Source organism: Lactobacillus sp. IBH004 (assembly GCF_026185255.2).
Lineage (GTDB): Bacteria > Bacillota > Bacilli > Lactobacillales > Lactobacillaceae > Lactobacillus > Lactobacillus melliventris.
In genome coordinates, this window is sequence record NZ_CP110217.2 from 1 (window position 1) to 15,948 (window position 15,948).

The 15,948-nt window shown below is 39.3% G+C and carries 14 protein-coding genes; 13 read left to right on the forward strand and 1 reads right to left on the reverse strand.

Annotated features, from left to right (window positions below; all coding sequences use genetic code 11):
* From dnaA to LDX54_RS00065, 13 genes are all read left to right on the forward strand, one after another.
* Window positions 1-1,368, forward strand: a complete 1,368-nt coding sequence (gene dnaA / locus LDX54_RS00005; protein WP_122037046.1) for a chromosomal replication initiator protein DnaA — start codon at window positions 1-3, stop codon at window positions 1,366-1,368.
* 181 nt (window positions 1,369-1,549) lie between these two features.
* Window positions 1,550-2,680: a DNA polymerase III subunit beta gene (dnaN, locus tag LDX54_RS00010; protein ID WP_265667268.1), complete on the forward strand. Its 1,131-nt coding sequence runs from the start codon at window positions 1,550-1,552 to the stop codon at window positions 2,678-2,680.
* A gap of 225 nt (window positions 2,681-2,905) precedes the next feature.
* Window positions 2,906-3,115: a S4 domain-containing protein YaaA gene (gene yaaA, locus LDX54_RS00015; RefSeq protein WP_265667267.1), complete on the forward strand. Its 210-nt coding sequence runs from the start codon at window positions 2,906-2,908 to the stop codon at window positions 3,113-3,115.
* A 6-nt stretch (window positions 3,116-3,121) separates the two neighbouring features.
* The gene (gene recF / locus LDX54_RS00020) at window positions 3,122-4,261 is read left to right on the forward strand and encodes a DNA replication/repair protein RecF (protein WP_265667266.1); all 1,140 of its coding nucleotides are present in this window, start codon (window positions 3,122-3,124) and stop codon (window positions 4,259-4,261) included.
* Entirely contained in the window at window positions 4,251-6,215 is a 1,965-nt protein-coding gene (gene gyrB / locus LDX54_RS00025) for a DNA topoisomerase (ATP-hydrolyzing) subunit B (protein WP_046323977.1), read from the forward strand. The genes recF and gyrB overlap by 11 nt, the downstream gene beginning before the upstream one ends.
* A gap of 9 nt (window positions 6,216-6,224) precedes the next feature.
* Window positions 6,225-8,711 (forward strand): DNA gyrase subunit A, encoded by a 2,487-nt coding sequence (gene gyrA / locus LDX54_RS00030; protein ID WP_122025400.1) that lies wholly within the window; start codon window positions 6,225-6,227, stop codon window positions 8,709-8,711.
* 206 nt (window positions 8,712-8,917) lie between these two features.
* The gene (gene rpsF / locus LDX54_RS00035) at window positions 8,918-9,211 is read left to right on the forward strand and encodes a 30S ribosomal protein S6 (protein ID WP_046323979.1); all 294 of its coding nucleotides are present in this window, start codon (window positions 8,918-8,920) and stop codon (window positions 9,209-9,211) included.
* Window positions 9,212-9,265: 54 nt separating this feature from the next.
* Complete coding sequence (gene ssb, locus LDX54_RS00040) at window positions 9,266-9,787, forward strand: single-stranded DNA-binding protein (RefSeq protein ID WP_046323980.1); 522 nt, start codon at window positions 9,266-9,268, stop codon at window positions 9,785-9,787.
* Window positions 9,788-9,809: 22 nt separating this feature from the next.
* Window positions 9,810-10,052 carry a 30S ribosomal protein S18 gene (gene rpsR, locus LDX54_RS00045; RefSeq protein WP_034978630.1) on the forward strand — a complete coding sequence of 81 codons (243 nt, stop codon included), beginning with the start codon at window positions 9,810-9,812 and terminating at the stop codon, window positions 10,050-10,052.
* A gap of 268 nt (window positions 10,053-10,320) precedes the next feature.
* The gene (locus LDX54_RS00050; RefSeq protein WP_122037050.1) at window positions 10,321-12,342 is read left to right on the forward strand and encodes a DHH family phosphoesterase; all 2,022 of its coding nucleotides are present in this window, start codon (window positions 10,321-10,323) and stop codon (window positions 12,340-12,342) included.
* A 12-nt stretch (window positions 12,343-12,354) separates the two neighbouring features.
* A complete protein-coding gene (rplI, locus tag LDX54_RS00055; protein WP_187157000.1) occupies window positions 12,355-12,810 on the forward strand; it encodes a 50S ribosomal protein L9 in 456 nt (151 codons plus the stop codon).
* Window positions 12,811-12,846: 36 nt separating this feature from the next.
* Entirely contained in the window at window positions 12,847-14,226 is a 1,380-nt protein-coding gene (gene dnaB / locus LDX54_RS00060) for a replicative DNA helicase (protein ID WP_046323983.1), read from the forward strand.
* Between the two features lie 168 nt (window positions 14,227-14,394).
* The gene (locus tag LDX54_RS00065) at window positions 14,395-14,553 is read left to right on the forward strand and encodes a CsbD family protein (protein WP_110445323.1); all 159 of its coding nucleotides are present in this window, start codon (window positions 14,395-14,397) and stop codon (window positions 14,551-14,553) included.
* Between the two features lie 84 nt (window positions 14,554-14,637).
* On the opposite strand, the gene LDX54_RS00070 is transcribed toward LDX54_RS00065, so the two are convergent.
* Window positions 14,638-15,837, reverse strand: coding sequence for a DUF2974 domain-containing protein (locus tag LDX54_RS00070; protein WP_265667264.1), 1,200 nt, complete (start codon window positions 15,835-15,837; stop codon window positions 14,638-14,640).
* Between the last annotated feature and the right edge of the window lie 111 nt (window positions 15,838-15,948).

The window sequence follows — 15,948 nt, forward strand, 5'->3', positions numbered from 1 at the left end:
TTGTTTGACATTAATAAATTTTGGCAGCATTTTAATACAGAAATGCGTGAACATTTTAATGAAGTTGCATATAATGCCTGGTTTAAAAATACCAGACCAATTTCTTATAATAAAGAAACTCACGAATTAAAAATTGCCGTACAAAATCCTGTAACCAAAGGATATTGGGAAAAGAATTTAGCTTCACAATTAATTCAATCTGCATATGGCTACGCTAATATTGAGGTTATGCCTGTCTTTCAAATTGAGGGCGATCAAAGTACTGAGCGCATTGTAACGCCTAAACCAAAAAGTGAGGCAATGTCCGCAAATTCACGGCCGCAAATGGAAAATGCCTTTGTTCGTAACCTTAAGCTTAATGAAAAATATACTTTTGATAATTTTGTTCAAGGCGAAGGCAATAAGCTGGCAGCCGGTGCAGCTTTAGCTGTGGCTGACAGTCCAGGTAGTTTTTACAACCCCCTTTTTATTTTTGGCGGTGTAGGTTTAGGTAAAACACACTTGATGCAGGCTATCGGCCATCAAATGTTGGCAGAACGGCCTAATGCCAAGGTTGTCTACATCCAAAGTGAAACTTTCGTTAATGATTTTATAAATTCAATCAAAAACAAAACGCAAGATCAATTTCGCGCTAAATATCGAACCTGCGACTTATTACTAGTTGATGATATTCAATTTTTTGCTAAAAAAGAAGGTATTCAAGAGGAGTTCTTCCATACTTTTGAGACCCTTTATAATGATCAGAAACAAATAGTCATGACGAGTGACCGGCTGCCTACCGAAATTCCTGATTTGTCAGAACGGCTAGTATCACGATTTACTTGGGGTCTGCAAGTAGAAATTACCCCACCAGACCTAGAAACACGGATCGCAATCTTACGTAAAAAAGCCGAAGCCGAAAATTTAATAATTGATGATAATACACTCGATTATATTGCTTCCCAAGTTGACACTAATATCCGTGAACTAGAAGGAGCTTTGGTGAAAGTACAGGCACATGCAACAATTGAGCACGAGGATATCAATGTCAATCTGGCTCGTGAAGCATTGGCTGATCTCAAATTAGTCCAGAAAAACCAAGGTCTGCAAATTTCTAAAATTCAAGAAGTTGTTGCCAATTATTTCCAAACCTCAACTTACGAATTAAAAGGGAAAAAGCGGGTCAGACAGATTGTCGTTCCAAGACAAATTGCTATGTATTTATCCCGTGAATTAACTGACTCCAGTCTTCCTAAAATCGGACAGGAGTTTGGCGGTAAGGATCATACAACAGTGATGCATGCTTATGAAAAAATTAGTCGTGAAATTAAGACCAATTCTGACATCAAGACCGCTGTTTTTGATTTAAAACAAATGCTTGACCGCTAAGACGCTAAGAAGTTATCAACTGTGGATAAATAACGGACTTGTACACATCTTTTTAACCGCAATAATTACGTTATTTTAAGGCTAATGTGTCTTTTCAACAGAAATCACAGGACCTACTAATACTACTAATTAAATATATAATTAATATAAAGGATATAGACAAAATAACAGGAGGCACCAAATGAAATTTACAGTTAACAGGAATCTTTTTTTAGATAATTTAAACAATGTAATGCATGCCATTTCATCCAGAGCAACTATACCGATTCTTAGCGGTATCAAGCTAAATTTAACGGAAACGGAATTACTTCTCACTGGGAGTGATACTGATATTTCAATTGAAATCAAAATACCAGTTAGTGAAGACCTGACCGTTGATTCAACCGGATCAGTTGTGTTACCGGCAAGATTTTTTAGTGAGATTATTAGACGCTTACCGGGAAAAGAATTTTCTTTGGAAGTTAAAGAAAGTTTCCAAACACAAATTATTTCTGAAAACAGTGAGTTCACTATTAATGGTTTAGATGCTAATAACTACCCAAGATTACCGGAAATTCCAGACGAGTCCTCTTTTGTTATTTCGGGAAAAACTTTTCGGGAAATTATCAATGAAACTCAATTTGCGGTTGCAACTCAAGAAAGTCGCTTAGTGCTGACTGGTGTCCACTTCACCTTTAGTCCTGATAAAATTCATGCGGTAGCCACAGATTCACATAGACTGTCCAGTCGCGCGTTGACTTTAGAAAATGGACCACAAACAAAAACAGACTTAATCATTCCGGGAAAGAGTTTACTGGAACTTGCACGTATTATCGGAGAAACTGATCCGGAGATTAAAGTTTGTCCGGGTGAAAATCAGGTACTTTTTGAAATTGGCAACATTCTGTTTTATTCACGTCTACTTGAAGGCAGCTATCCTGACACTGAACGCTTGATACCCACTGACAGCACAACAACTGTAGAATTTGACTTAATGGAGCTTTCAAGTGCGCTTGATCGGGCAAGTTTACTGACACATGCAGGACGCAATAACGTAGTTGATTTGACACTGGATACTAAAAAACAAAGTGCCAAATTATCTGGTGAATCAGCAGAAATTGGGAATGTTGAAGAAGATGTTAGTTTTAAGAAACTTGAAGGTGAGAATTTAAAGATTTCCTTTAATCCTGATTATTTGCGTGATGCATTAAAGGCTTCGGTGACTGATTCCGTCATTATGGATTTCACGCAACCATTGCGGCCATTTACTGTAAATCCTGATAAAACCGACATTGATTTTGTCCAGCTAATTACACCGGTGAGAACTTTCTAAGCTTTCATTCTTAATAAAAAGAAAAAGTCATCAACTGATGGCTTTTTTTCTGACTAAATTTTTATAATCGAACAAAAAAGCATGCTGGTTTATTTTTAGTGTCATTTACTATGAAATGTTTATTTTAAAAAAATCCGTTTATATGGCTTTATATGGGCTTTTAGTTGTTTTTTGATTGTGAAACGAATATACTTATTATAGGTAGTTAATGGTGTGAAGGTGGTTATGATCAAAGAATTTAAAGTAACAAGCGAATATATTACTCTGGGTCAGTTTTTAAAAGAAGAAAGTATTGTTTCTTCAGGTGGACAGGCTAAATGGTATCTGCGAGAAAACCCAGTTTTACTGAATGGGATCAAAGAAAATCGGCGTGGTAAAAAATTACACCCTGGCGATACGCTAGAAATTGCTCACGAAACTTATGAATTGCGGTAGCTGTGGATGTATCTCAAGCATTTTATTGCACAAAATTACCGCAATTTGCAGCAATTTGAGGTTGACTTTGATCCCAATGTCAATATTTTTATAGGTCAGAACGCGCAAGGCAAAACTAATTTACTTGAAGCGATTTATTTTTTGGCCCTAACTCGTTCTCATAGAACCAGTAATGATAAAGAACTAATCGCTTTTGGTAAGGACTATGCCAATGTTTCTGGTCACATTTATAAAAGTCAAATTGATCTATCTTTGCGGGTTTTAATTACCACTAAAGGCAAGAAAGTTTGGGTTAATCGGGTTGAACAAGCGAAATTATCCAAATATGTGGGACAATTAAACGCTATTTTATTTTCTCCGGAAGATTTAGACCTGATTAAAGGGGCACCCAACTTAAGGCGGCGATTCATGGATCAGGAGTTTGGTCAAATTAGTGCCGAATACCTTTATTTTGCAGGCAAGTATAAGCAGGTATTGCAGCAAAAGAATAATTATTTGAAACAATTGGCCAAGGGTGAAGCGCATGACACCATGTTTTTGGAAGTTTTGTCGGATCAACTAGCCGGTGTTGCGGCAGAAGTAATAGTCCGCCGCTTTCAATTTTTAAATTATTTAGATCAATATGCTCAAGATGCTTACGCTCACATCAGTACCAGCGCTGAAAAGCTGGAAGTAACTTATCGGCCATCGGTAAAAGAAATAACTGCAAGAGATAGCGTCGAAGAAGTTTATCATAAAGTGTTAGACAATTTTCAAAAAAATCAAAGGCTTGAAATTCTCAAAGGCACGACCTTAAGCGGTCCTCACAGGGATGACATTGAGTTTGAACTTGATGGTAAAAACGCTCATTTATATGGCTCTCAAGGACAGCAGAGGACAATCGCGCTTAGTATTAAACTGGCTGAGATTCAGCTTGTGCACCAGTTAACTGATGAATATCCGTTATTATTACTTGATGATGTCATGAGTGAGCTTGACCATAACCGCCAAAGTGCCTTACTCAATTACATTCACGGTAAAACACAAACATTTATTACGACGACAGATCTTGAGGGTATTTCCTGGGAAATAATTAAGAAGCCGAAAATATACCGCATTAAATCTGGACAAATTTATTTAGAAGAGGGGAAATTGCATGGCAGATAGTAACAAAGAAAATCTTAAGCAAATTAAGCAATATGAAAAAGAAGCCGATAAATATAATGCCAGTCAGATTCAGGTCTTAGGCGGACTTGAAGCAGTTCGTAAGCGTCCAGGAATGTATATTGGCTCTACCAGCTCTCAGGGTTTGCACCACTTAGTGTGGGAAATAATTGATAATGGTATCGACGAAAGCTTAGCCGGTTTTGCCAGCAAGATTGAAGTTACAATTAATGAGGATGGCAGTGTAACTGTTCAAGACGATGGTCGTGGTATTCCGGTCGATATTGAAAAAAAGACGGGTCGACCAGCTCTTGAAACTGTTTTTACTGTCTTACACGCTGGTGGTAAATTTGGTGGTGGCGGCTATAAGGTTTCAGGCGGTTTGCACGGAGTAGGTGCTTCTGTCGTGAATGCTTTATCAACTAAGCTAGATGTCACAACAATGCGTGATGGTAAAAAGTACTTTATTGACTTTAGTCGTGGTCGCGTAGTTGATGAAATGAAAGTAACGGGGACTGTGCCTTTATCTGAACATGGTACCATAGTGCACTTTTTCCCAGATCCAGATATCTTTACTGAAACCACTTCTTTTGATGACAAGATCCTCAAAAATCGTATCCGTGAACTGGCCTTTTTAAATAAGGGCTTGAAATTAACATTTACCGACAAGCGCAAAGACAGCGCGGAAACAGATGTTTATCACTATGAAGGTGGTATTCAGGAATATGTTTCGTTCTTAAATCGTGATACAGAAGTATTATTTGATGAGCCGATCTATGTAGAAGGAAATGACAACGATATTAACGTTGAAGTATCTTTGCAATATACAAAAGGCTATAAAACAACACTGATGACTTTTGCTAACAATATCCATACCTATGAAGGTGGGATGCACGAAGCAGGGTTCAAGACGGCTTTAACACGGGTAGTTAATGATTATGCTCATAAGACTAAGCTGTTAAAAGATAGTGATGACAATCTTTCAGGAGAAGATATTCGTGAAGGGATGACAGCTGTCGTATCAGTTAAGCACCCTAACCCGCAATTTGAAGGTCAGACTAAGACTAAATTAGGCAACTCTGATGCTCGGACAGCTGTAGATCGTGCTTTTTCTGAAACTTTCAATCGCTTCTTAATGGAAAATCCGCAAGTTGGTCGGAAAATTGTTGAAAAAGCTCAGTTAGCTGAACGTGCCCGGACAGCTGCTAAACGTGCGCGTGAGGTGACTCGTAAAAAATCAGGTCTGGAAATTGCTAACTTGCCGGGTAAATTAGCTGATAACACCAGTAATGACCCCAGCATTTCTGAATTATTCATAGTTGAGGGTAATTCTGCTGGCGGCTCTGCCAAGCAGGGACGCTCAAGGCTGACCCAAGCTATTTTGCCAATTCGTGGTAAGATTTTGAATGTTGAAAAAGCTTCAATGGACCGCATTTTGGCTAATCAAGAAATTCGTTCACTTTTCACGGCTTTGGGAACCGGCTTTGGTGCTGACTTTGATGTTTCCAAGGCCCGTTATCATAAATTAATTATTATGACAGATGCCGATGTCGATGGCGCCCACATTCGGACACTGCTTTTAACCCTCTTTTACAATTACATGCGTCCGATGATTGAAAAGGGCTATGTTTATATCGCTCGTCCACCTCTATACCAAGTGCGTCAAGGCAAAGTCGTCAGATACTTAGATACCGACGAAGAACTGCATGATTATTTGGGCAGCTTGCAGCCAAGTCCTAAGCCGCTGGTACAACGGTATAAGGGATTGGGAGAAATGGATCCAGAACAATTATGGGATACAACCATGAATCCTGAAAATAGAAGACTCGACCGTGTCAGTCCGGAATACGCTAAAAATGCCGATGAGGTCTTTGAATTACTGATGGGAAATGAAGTAGGTCCGCGGCGTAATTTTATCGAGACTAACGCTAAATACGTTGAAAATTTGGATGCATAGGAGGTTTAAATGGATAACGACAATCAAGGTCAGGATCACAGAATAAGAAACGTTGATTTGACCAGCGTAATGAATAGTTCATTCTTGGATTATGCCATGTCCGTTATCGTGGCGCGGGCTTTACCCGATGTGCGCGATGGCTTGAAGCCGGTTCAGCGCCGGATTCTTTATGGCATGAGTGAACTAGGTGTTACACCAGATAAACCATATAAAAAGTCAGCCAGAATCGTGGGAGAAGTTATGGGTAAGTTCCACCCTCACGGTGATTCCTCAATTTATTTGGCGATGGCCCATATGGCACAAGATTTTAGTTACCGCTATATGTTAGTTGACGGCCACGGTAATTTCGGATCTGTTGATGGCGATGAGCCGGCCGCAATGCGTTATACTGAGGCGCGCATGAGCAAAATTGCCGTCGAAATGTTGCGCGATATCAATAAAAATACTGTTGATTGGCAGCGTAATTACGATGATTCTGAAAATGAGCCAGTAGTATTGCCTGCCAGAATACCTAACTTATTAGTTAATGGTACAAGTGGTATTGCCGTTGGTATGACGACCAACATACCGCCTCATAACTTGTCAGAGGTGATTAAGGGTCTGCACATGTTGATGAACAACCCTGATGTCACTACTAAAGAATTGATGAAGGCAATTCCGGGTCCAGATTTTCCTACAGGTGGTACTATCATGGGTCGCGGTGGCATTTATCGGGCCTATGAAACTGGGCGCGGCAATATTGTTGTTCGCGCTAATACTAATATTGAAACCGAAAAAAGCGGTCGTGAAAGAATAGTCGTTACTGAGTTGCCATACTTGGTTAATAAAGCTGAGCTGGTTAAGAAAATTGCAGACTTGGCGCGAGCTAAGACTATTGATGGTATTACTGGTGTGCGTGATGAATCAGATCAAACAGGGATGAGAGTCACAATTGATATTCGCCGTGATGCTAGTGCCAGTGTTGTGTTAAATAATTTATTTAAATTGACGCAGATGCAGGCCAACTTTGGTATGAATATGGTGGCAATTGTTGATGGCGCACCGCATTTTCTCAGTCTCAAGCAGATGCTGCAGTATTACTTAGAGCACCAAGAAGATGTTGTTACCCGGAGAACTAAATTTGAATTAGCCAAAGCCGAAGCTAGAGCACACATTCTCGAAGGTCTGCAAATCGCCCTTGACCACATTGATGAGATTGTCCATATCATTCGTCAGAGTCAGTCAAGTGATATTGCTAAGGCTGCTTTAATCAGTCGTTTTGGTCTTGATGATAAGCAATCACAAGCGATCTTAGACATGCGGCTGGTACGGTTAACCGGTCTTGAGCGTGACAAAGTTGAAGCCGAATATAAAGAGTTACAAGCCAAGATTGCTGATTATAAAGACATTTTGGCAAAACCAGAGCGCATTAATGAAATAATCTATAATGAGCTGCTGGATATTCAAAAACGTTTTGGCGATGCTCGCCGAACTAAGATTGGCGCTAGCGAAGTTGTCTCAATTGAAGATGAAGATTTAATTGAAAAGCAAGACGTTTTACTGACATTAACTCACAGCGGCTACATTAAGAGGATGCCTATTACCGAATTTAAGACTCAAAATCGTGGTGGTAAAGGTATCAAAGGCATGGGCGTTAAAGAAGGCGACTTTATTGCCAACCTGATTTATTCAAGTACTCATGATATGTTGCTGTTCTTTACCAACAAGGGCAAGGTTTATTCAAAGAAAGCCTATGAAATTCCAGAATTTGGTCGTACTGCTAAGGGTCTCCCAATAGTCAACTTACTGCAACTGGAAAAAGGCGAGAAGATTCAGACTATCGTTAATATTCCTGAAGATGCGGATGACCAGTACTTATTCTTCATTACGAAAATGGGGACCGTTAAACGTACTCATGTCAGTGAATTTGGCAATATCCGCAACAGTGGCTTAATCGCATTAACCCTGCGCGATGGTGATGAGCTGAATAATGTCTTGGCTACAGACGGCAAGCAAGATATCCTGATCGGTACCCACTTAGGTTATGCCGTGCGCTTTAATGAGCAAACTGTTCGGTCAATGGGACGGACAGCTGCCGGTGTTCGGGGAATTAATTTACGTGAAAATGACTATGTTGTTGGTTCTGGTGTCGTTAAAAATAATGATGAAGTCTTAGTGATTTCTGAAAAGGGCTACGGTAAGAGAACAGCAGCTGCTGAATATCCGACAAAGGGCCGCGGCGGTAAAGGGATTAAAACCGCAAACATTACCAAGAAAAATGGTCCACTTTCAGGCGTGACCGTGATCGATGGCAGTCAGGATATCATGGTTATCACAGATGATGGTATCATGATCCGCTTTAAGACAAAGGATGTTTCTCAAACTGGACGCAGCACTCTCGGTGTGCGCTTGATCAAGATTAATGACAACAATAAAGTTGCCAGTCTGGCAATTGTTCCGGCTGAAGAGGACCAGGAAGTAGCTGCTTCTACAGAAAATGCAGAAGAGCAAGACTAATTAAGAAACAAAAATATTTAAAAATTATCAGATTATTTTACGTATATATTAAGTAAGGAATGAAAATTTCTTATTGGATCACGTAAAGATAGTTTGGTAATTTTTTGTTTATGTGCTAGAATTAGAGATTGCGAGTAATAAACTTCATTACTCCTTGTTCTTGATTTTTAGCAAGAACCATTTAGTCCAGAAGGAGGTGCACTAGTATGACAACTACTAAGTATGAAATAACTTATATTATCAAGCCTGATATTGATGAAGAATCAAAGAAAGCATTGGTTGAAAGCTATGATAAGGTTATTACCGATAACGGTGGTACGATGGTTGAGTCAAAAGACTGGGAAAAGCGTCATTTCGCATATGAAATTAATAAATATCGTGAGGGTTTATATCACGTTATGACTTTCACTGCTGATAACGCTGATGCAGTTAACGAATTTGACCGTTTGTCCAAGATTGATACTGCCGTTCTACGTTCAATGACCGTCAAAGTTGGATAATTAAGAACAAAAACGTTATCGTTTTCGTGATTTAGGAAAGGGAGGACCTAAAGTATGATTAATCGAGTTGTACTTGTTGGCCGTTTAACACGTGATCCTGAATTACGTACTACTGGGAGTGGAATCTCGGTTGCTACGTTTACTCTTGCTGTAGATCGTCAATATACAAACGCTCAAGGCGAGAGAGGTGCAGATTTTATCAGTTGTGTCATTTGGCGCAAATCTGCAGAAAATTTCTGTAATTTTACGTCTAAAGGCTCACTTGTTGGTATAGATGGCCGAATTCAAACCAGAAGTTACGATAATAAAGACGGGCAAAGAGTATATGTAACAGAAGTTGTCGTTGACAACTTTGCATTGCTTGAATCACGTAAAGATCGTGAAGCCCGTGGTCAAAATGGTGGTTACACACCAAATAACAATGGCAATTTTGGTAATCAGAATACCAATAATACTCCTAATATGGGGGCTTCAAATCAGAATAACACTGCTAATAATGGTCCGGATAATACTCAAGATCCATTTGCAGGTTCAGGCGATACCATTGATATTTCTGATGATGATTTACCATTCTAAATTAACAGAAAGGACCTAGGATATGGCTCAACAAAGAAGAAGCGGCGGCGCTCATCGTCGTCGTAAGGTTGACTACATTGCTGCCAACCACATTGATTACGTTGACTATAAGGACGTTGATTTGTTGAAACGTTTTATCTCTGAGAGAGGTAAAATCTTACCACGTCGTGTCACTGGCACCAGCGCTAAGAATCAACGTAAGGTAGCTAAGGCAATTGAAAGAGCTCGCATTATGGGCTTGTTGCCATTTGTTACTGAAGACTAATAAATAAAAACTCTGCTAATGCTTGAAAAGCACTGAGCAGAATTATTGATAAGAACCTTGAAATTACGATAATTTTGAGGTTTTTTATTATGCATAAATTATCTAAGCAAGAATAAAAGTGACTGGTTAAATTTTGACAGTTAAAGAGAGTAAAAAGAACCAAAAAAGTAATGATAGTTCAAACCTGAACCTTGTGGAGTTTCTTATCTAGTGAATACAATGTATAATAATAATGATGTATTATACATTATTTTAGGAAGGACCTTACATGAAAGATTTTTTACGTAAGCTTGAATTTCCTGCTTTTATTAAAGATTCTAGGCTGACGGCTTCAGTCATTATTATCTTAGCGCTATCGCTTTTGGGCAGCATCGTTGCGATGATCATGAACCCATTATTTGGCTTGGCTATGGTCTTGATCTTTATTTTAACTGTGGCATGCGTCGGTTATGGTGCATATATCTTAGCTGGTAATGCAAACAATTTTGCTGTTAGTTTATCTTATCGGATTAAGCGTAGCGAGCAAGAAGCAATGATTAAGATGCCCCTGGGCATTTTACTTTACGATAAGGATCATCAAATTCAATGGGCCAATCCGTACCTGCAGCTTTATTTAAAAAATGAAGACCTGATTGGACATACAATTGCGTCCGTTGATCCTGAACTGGATAAGTTAATTAATGAATCCTTAAAGGCTAAAACTGCTGAAAACCATGTAGTTAATTGGGATGGTCATCAATTTGAGATGGTTATCCAAGACAACCTGGGCGTGGTTTATTTACTGGATATTACGCGTTACGCCAAAATAGAAAAACGATATAAAAACGAATTATTAGCTATTGGACAGATTTTTATTGATAATTACGATGAGTTGAGTGAAACCATGCATGACCAGGAATTGACTGCTACTAGTGCATATGTCCAGAATACTCTGAGTGATTATGCTAAAAACTTTAACGCTTACCTTAAACGCATTGATGAAGATCACTTTTTATTATTACTCCATATGCAAGATTTAGCTAAAATGGAAAAAGATAAGTTTTCTGTTTTGGATAAAATGCGTTTAGAAACAAGTCGTAACAATACACCGTTAACTTTGTCAATTGGAATTGCTTTTGGCAGCAGCTTAATTACTGAATTAGCTGACCAGGCGCAGTCTAACCTTGACTTGGCGTTAGGCAGAGGCGGGGACCAAGTTGTTCTTAGTCAACCCGGTAAAGCAGCTCGTTTCTATGGTGGTAAATCGAATCCGATGGAAAAGAGAACCAGAGTTAGAGCAAGGATGGTTTCACAGGCGATTAGTGAGCTGTTCAAAGAAGCAGACCGCGTTTTTGTAGTTGGTCATGCCAGCCCTGACATGGATTCGGTCGGTAGCGGTATTGGTGTTGTTAAAATTGCCCGTTTGCATCATGTAAAGGCAAATTTTGTCTTAGATGTTAATAAAACCAATTATGATGTCAGTCGCTTAGTTGCTAAAATGGAAAAAGTAAAGGGAGATAATGATATTTTTATCGCGCCTGGGGATGCGTTAGAAGCATTGACTGACAAGTCTATGTTGGTTATGGTTGACCATTCAAAATATTCTATTACTTATTCCAAAGAATTATATGAGCAATTAAGAAATAGAATTATTGTCATCGATCATCACCGTCGTGGTGAAGAATTCCCTGAAAACCCGATGCTGACGTACGTTGAACCTTATGCCTCATCTGCCTGTGAACTAGTGACTGAGATGGTAGAATACCAACAGCCAAGTTCAGGTAAACGGGTTTTAACCGACCTTGACGCTACAGCAATGCTGGCGGGAATTACAGTTGATTCCAAAGAATTTTCGCTGCGTACCGGCACTCGGACATTTGATGCTGCCAGTTACCTGCGTTCAATCGGTGCAAGTACAATGGGTGTCAGCGAGCTGCTGAAAGAGGATATTGCTAGTTTCTTGCAGCGCACCCGACTGGTCAGCAGCTTGAAGATGATCAAGCCTAAAATGGCGGTCTTATGTGGGCCAGATGATAAGGAAATTGATCCTATTATTACTGCTCAAGCTGCAGATACGGCGCTTGATTTAGAAAATGTTGAAGCCAGTTTTGCAATTACCAGACGGAATAAGGATACAATTGGTATATCTGCTCGTTCAATGGGTGATATCAACGTTCAGCTTATTATGGAAAAACTTGGCGGCGGCGGACATTTGTCTAATGCTGCTACCCAAATTAAAGGGATATCTGTTAAGGAGGCACTTGCTAAATTGATGGATGCAGTGGATACTTATGAACAAGAAAATGAATAAAAGGAGAGCACAATGAAAGTTATTTTTACTAAAGATGTTAAAGGCCGGGGCAAACGCGGTGAAGTTAAAAACGTTCCTGATGGTTATGCCCAAAACTTTTTATTTAAGAGAGGTCTAGCCAAAGCTGCAACTAAAGCAAATATGCATACTTTGGCAAGAGTAGCTGCTAACGAAAAGGCAACTTATGAAGCTGAAAAAGCTGAAGCGGAAAAGATTAAGTCTGAACTAGAAAAGGATGAAACAGTAGTTAATTTCAAGTCTAAAGCCGGTTCAGATTCCAGACTGTTTGGCTCAATTTCTGGTAAAAAGATTGTTGAAGGCTTAGAAAAGCAATTTGGTATTAAGATAGATAAGCGCAAATTAAACCTGCCTGAACCAATTAAATCCTTAGGCTACACAAATGTACCAGTTAAGTTATTTAAGGGCGTAGAAGGCAAAATTCGCGTTCATGTTACCGAACAGGATTAAACTGTAGTTGAATTCTGAAAAAAGTGGGCGTAAGTAATGGATAATATTGTCTCACAGCAGATACCGCATGATGATGAAGCGGAAAAAGCCGTTCTAGGTGCAATTTTTATTGATCCTGCTGCCATAGCTGATGCCAGTGCAGAGGTTCAGCCAGAAGATTTTTATAAGAGAGCAAATCAGTTGGTTTTCCAAGCTATGCTTGATTTATCTGACCGTGAGGATGCAATTGATCCGTTAACGCTGCAGGATGAACTGACTAAGAAAAATCAGCTTGATGATATTGGTGGGATAGCTTATGTTTCCGAGCTGGCTATGGCCACGCCGACGGCTGCTCACGTCACTTATTATGCTAAAATTGTTCACCGTAAAGCTTTATTGCGGCGGCTGATTTCTGCCAGTCAAAAAATCATTACGAATGCAATGCAGGATTCCGATGATGTCACCGACATTTTAGATAATGCCGAAAGTGAGATCATGAATGTTTCGTCGGAAAATAATGCCAATGGTTTTCGTAATATCAAGGATATCGTTAACTCCACTATTGATGAGATTAACAACATTCCTGAAGATGGTAATATGGTTACGGGTCTACCAACCGGGTTTGTGGAACTCGATAAGATGACTACCGGTTTTCATGATGATGAACTAATAATTGTGGCGGCACGTCCCGGAGTGGGCAAGACTTCCTTTGCACTTAATGTTGCCCAGTATGTCGGCTTGCATACCGATAAAACTGTGGCAATGTTTTCCTTGGAAATGAGTGGGGAGCAGCTAGTGCAGAGAATGCTGGCTTCTGAAGGCTTAATCAATTCGCAACACTTGCGTACTGGTCAACTGGATGAAGACGAGTGGCCTAAATTAGTCACTGCATCCGGATCCTTGGCAACAGCCAATATTTATATCGATGACACACCGGGAATTAAGATGAGTCAGATTAGGGCACAGTCTCGCCGTTTGGCTAAAGAGAAAGGCAATTTAGGCCTAATTGTAATTGATTACCTGCAGTTAATTGAAGGTCCGCACAGTGAATCACGCCAGCAGGAGGTTTCAGCTATTTCACGGCAATTGAAGAAATTAGCCAAGGAGCTTCATGTACCTGTTATTGCTTTGTCGCAATTGTCGCGGTCAGTTGAGCAAAGGCAGGACAAGAGACCTGTCTTATCTGATATTCGTGAATCCGGCTCAATTGAGCAAGATGCCGACATTGTCTCTTTTCTTTACCGTGATGATTATTATCGCGATGAAGAAGAAGGCGAGGAAAATAAGGAAGTATCGGCTGAAGATGATAATGGCGAAGTTGAGGTTATTATTGAAAAGAACCGTTCAGGTAGCAGGGGAACAGTAAAATTAATGTTTTCTAAACCTTATAATCGCTTTTCTAATCTCGATTATAGTCATGATCAGCCTAACGAATAAGAAAGAATAAAAGCCATGGTGATTTATAGTAAAAAGCTATGGCTTTTTGCTTTTTTATATCTTTTAACAAAAAATAGGGCGTTTTTAATGACAATAATTATACAAAATTGTACTATTAAGGTGTGAATAGAAAATTTTCGCTAATTTTTTGGGAAAGGATCGATTAAGATGGCTGATAAAGGTTTTAAAGATAAAGTAGCTGGCAAAGCTAAAGAAGTCAAAGGCAAAGTTCAACAAGCTGCTGGCGACGTTAAAGATAAGGCACAAGAAGCTACTGAAAACGTCAAAGACAAAGTCGATGACGTTAAGGATAAAATGAAGAATTAATTTTTTAATTAATAAATAAAAAGGAGATTGAGAAGACCAACGGTTTACTCAATCTTTTTTTGGGTTACACATGAAACAATTAATTTATCGCAATTTACGGCGAATACTCTCTGGTAGTTTAAGATTCGGCCGATCAGGATCATAAAATTCATAAAACACTGGAGCCTTATTAGAATCATTACTTTTAGGATAAAGGTCGTAGTTGCTGGCCATTAAGGGCAAAGTCATATTCTTTTTGTAGGAATTCCAGATATTGCTTAACACTTGAGTTAATAACTTTCGTTCTTGGGGTTCAAGGGATAAAAAGGCACGACCAAAGCGGTAGGTTCCTACTATTTTATTACTAGTTAGTTGGTTTAATTCATCAATGTCATAATTCTCAAAAGCCTCGAAAAGATCAGAAAAGGCATCGTTTCTTTCTTGATCGGGAATCGAATTATTGAAATTAATTAGAGCATGTCTGATCACGCGGCTACTGGAAGAAAGACCATCGGCTAGAGTAAAACTGTCGCGACCTACTGACCAGCGGCGAGGGTCATGCTGGTTGCGCATTGGTACGGTACTTTTGACAACCAGAGTTTGTTCCGGATGGTCAAGCATTGCACCAAAGATTGAACCTTGAGGGATGTAGGTTTTCATTTTAGACATAGAAGCAGTGAAACCAGGACTCGTATATACCTTATGGAAAAAGCCCGGTCCGTCAAAACTAATCGCCTTGATTACCCGCTTTTGAATTTCAGGCTCAACTGCACATAAAGCAAATTGAGCAAAGTTCCCTCCTTTTGAATGGCCTAAAAGGTAAATTTGTTGATCACTAAATTTATGTGCTATTTCTGTTAAATATTTAGCTGCCACTTCCTGACCATAAATCTCAGGCAGGTAATTCATACCCATATCTTCATTTAAACCAATCATAGTGCCATCAGTTCCGCGAAAGACGACAGCAATGGTTTTTGTGTCAATAAGAAAGGTGGCAGCAGTAAATTGTAACGGGTGAGGCTCCTTTTCCAGTCTGTCTGTCCAATCTAGAATCTTGATGTTGCCGATTCTAGGACTTTCCGGTAACAACATAACTTCAGTTGCAGTCTCGGCATACATTTGATGTTGAAAAGAAGACAAGTTCCGCAATTTTTCCGCTACTTCTCCTAGAGTATGATTGGTGGCAGAACTATCGGCCGGCAAATAAGCAATAGATGACAGCAGTGAAGCATCAACACTATTAAATGGCTTTTCTTTAAAGCTTAAGTCGCCGCGCCAGCGTAAGTAATCCAAGGGTCCGGCCATATAAATTCTCCTTTCGTAATAAAAGTTGATATTAATATTGTAGTAAGTTTGTGCAATTTAGATAAAAATAATGCAAAAAAAACAATAGAATTAACTATTGCTTAAAAAATA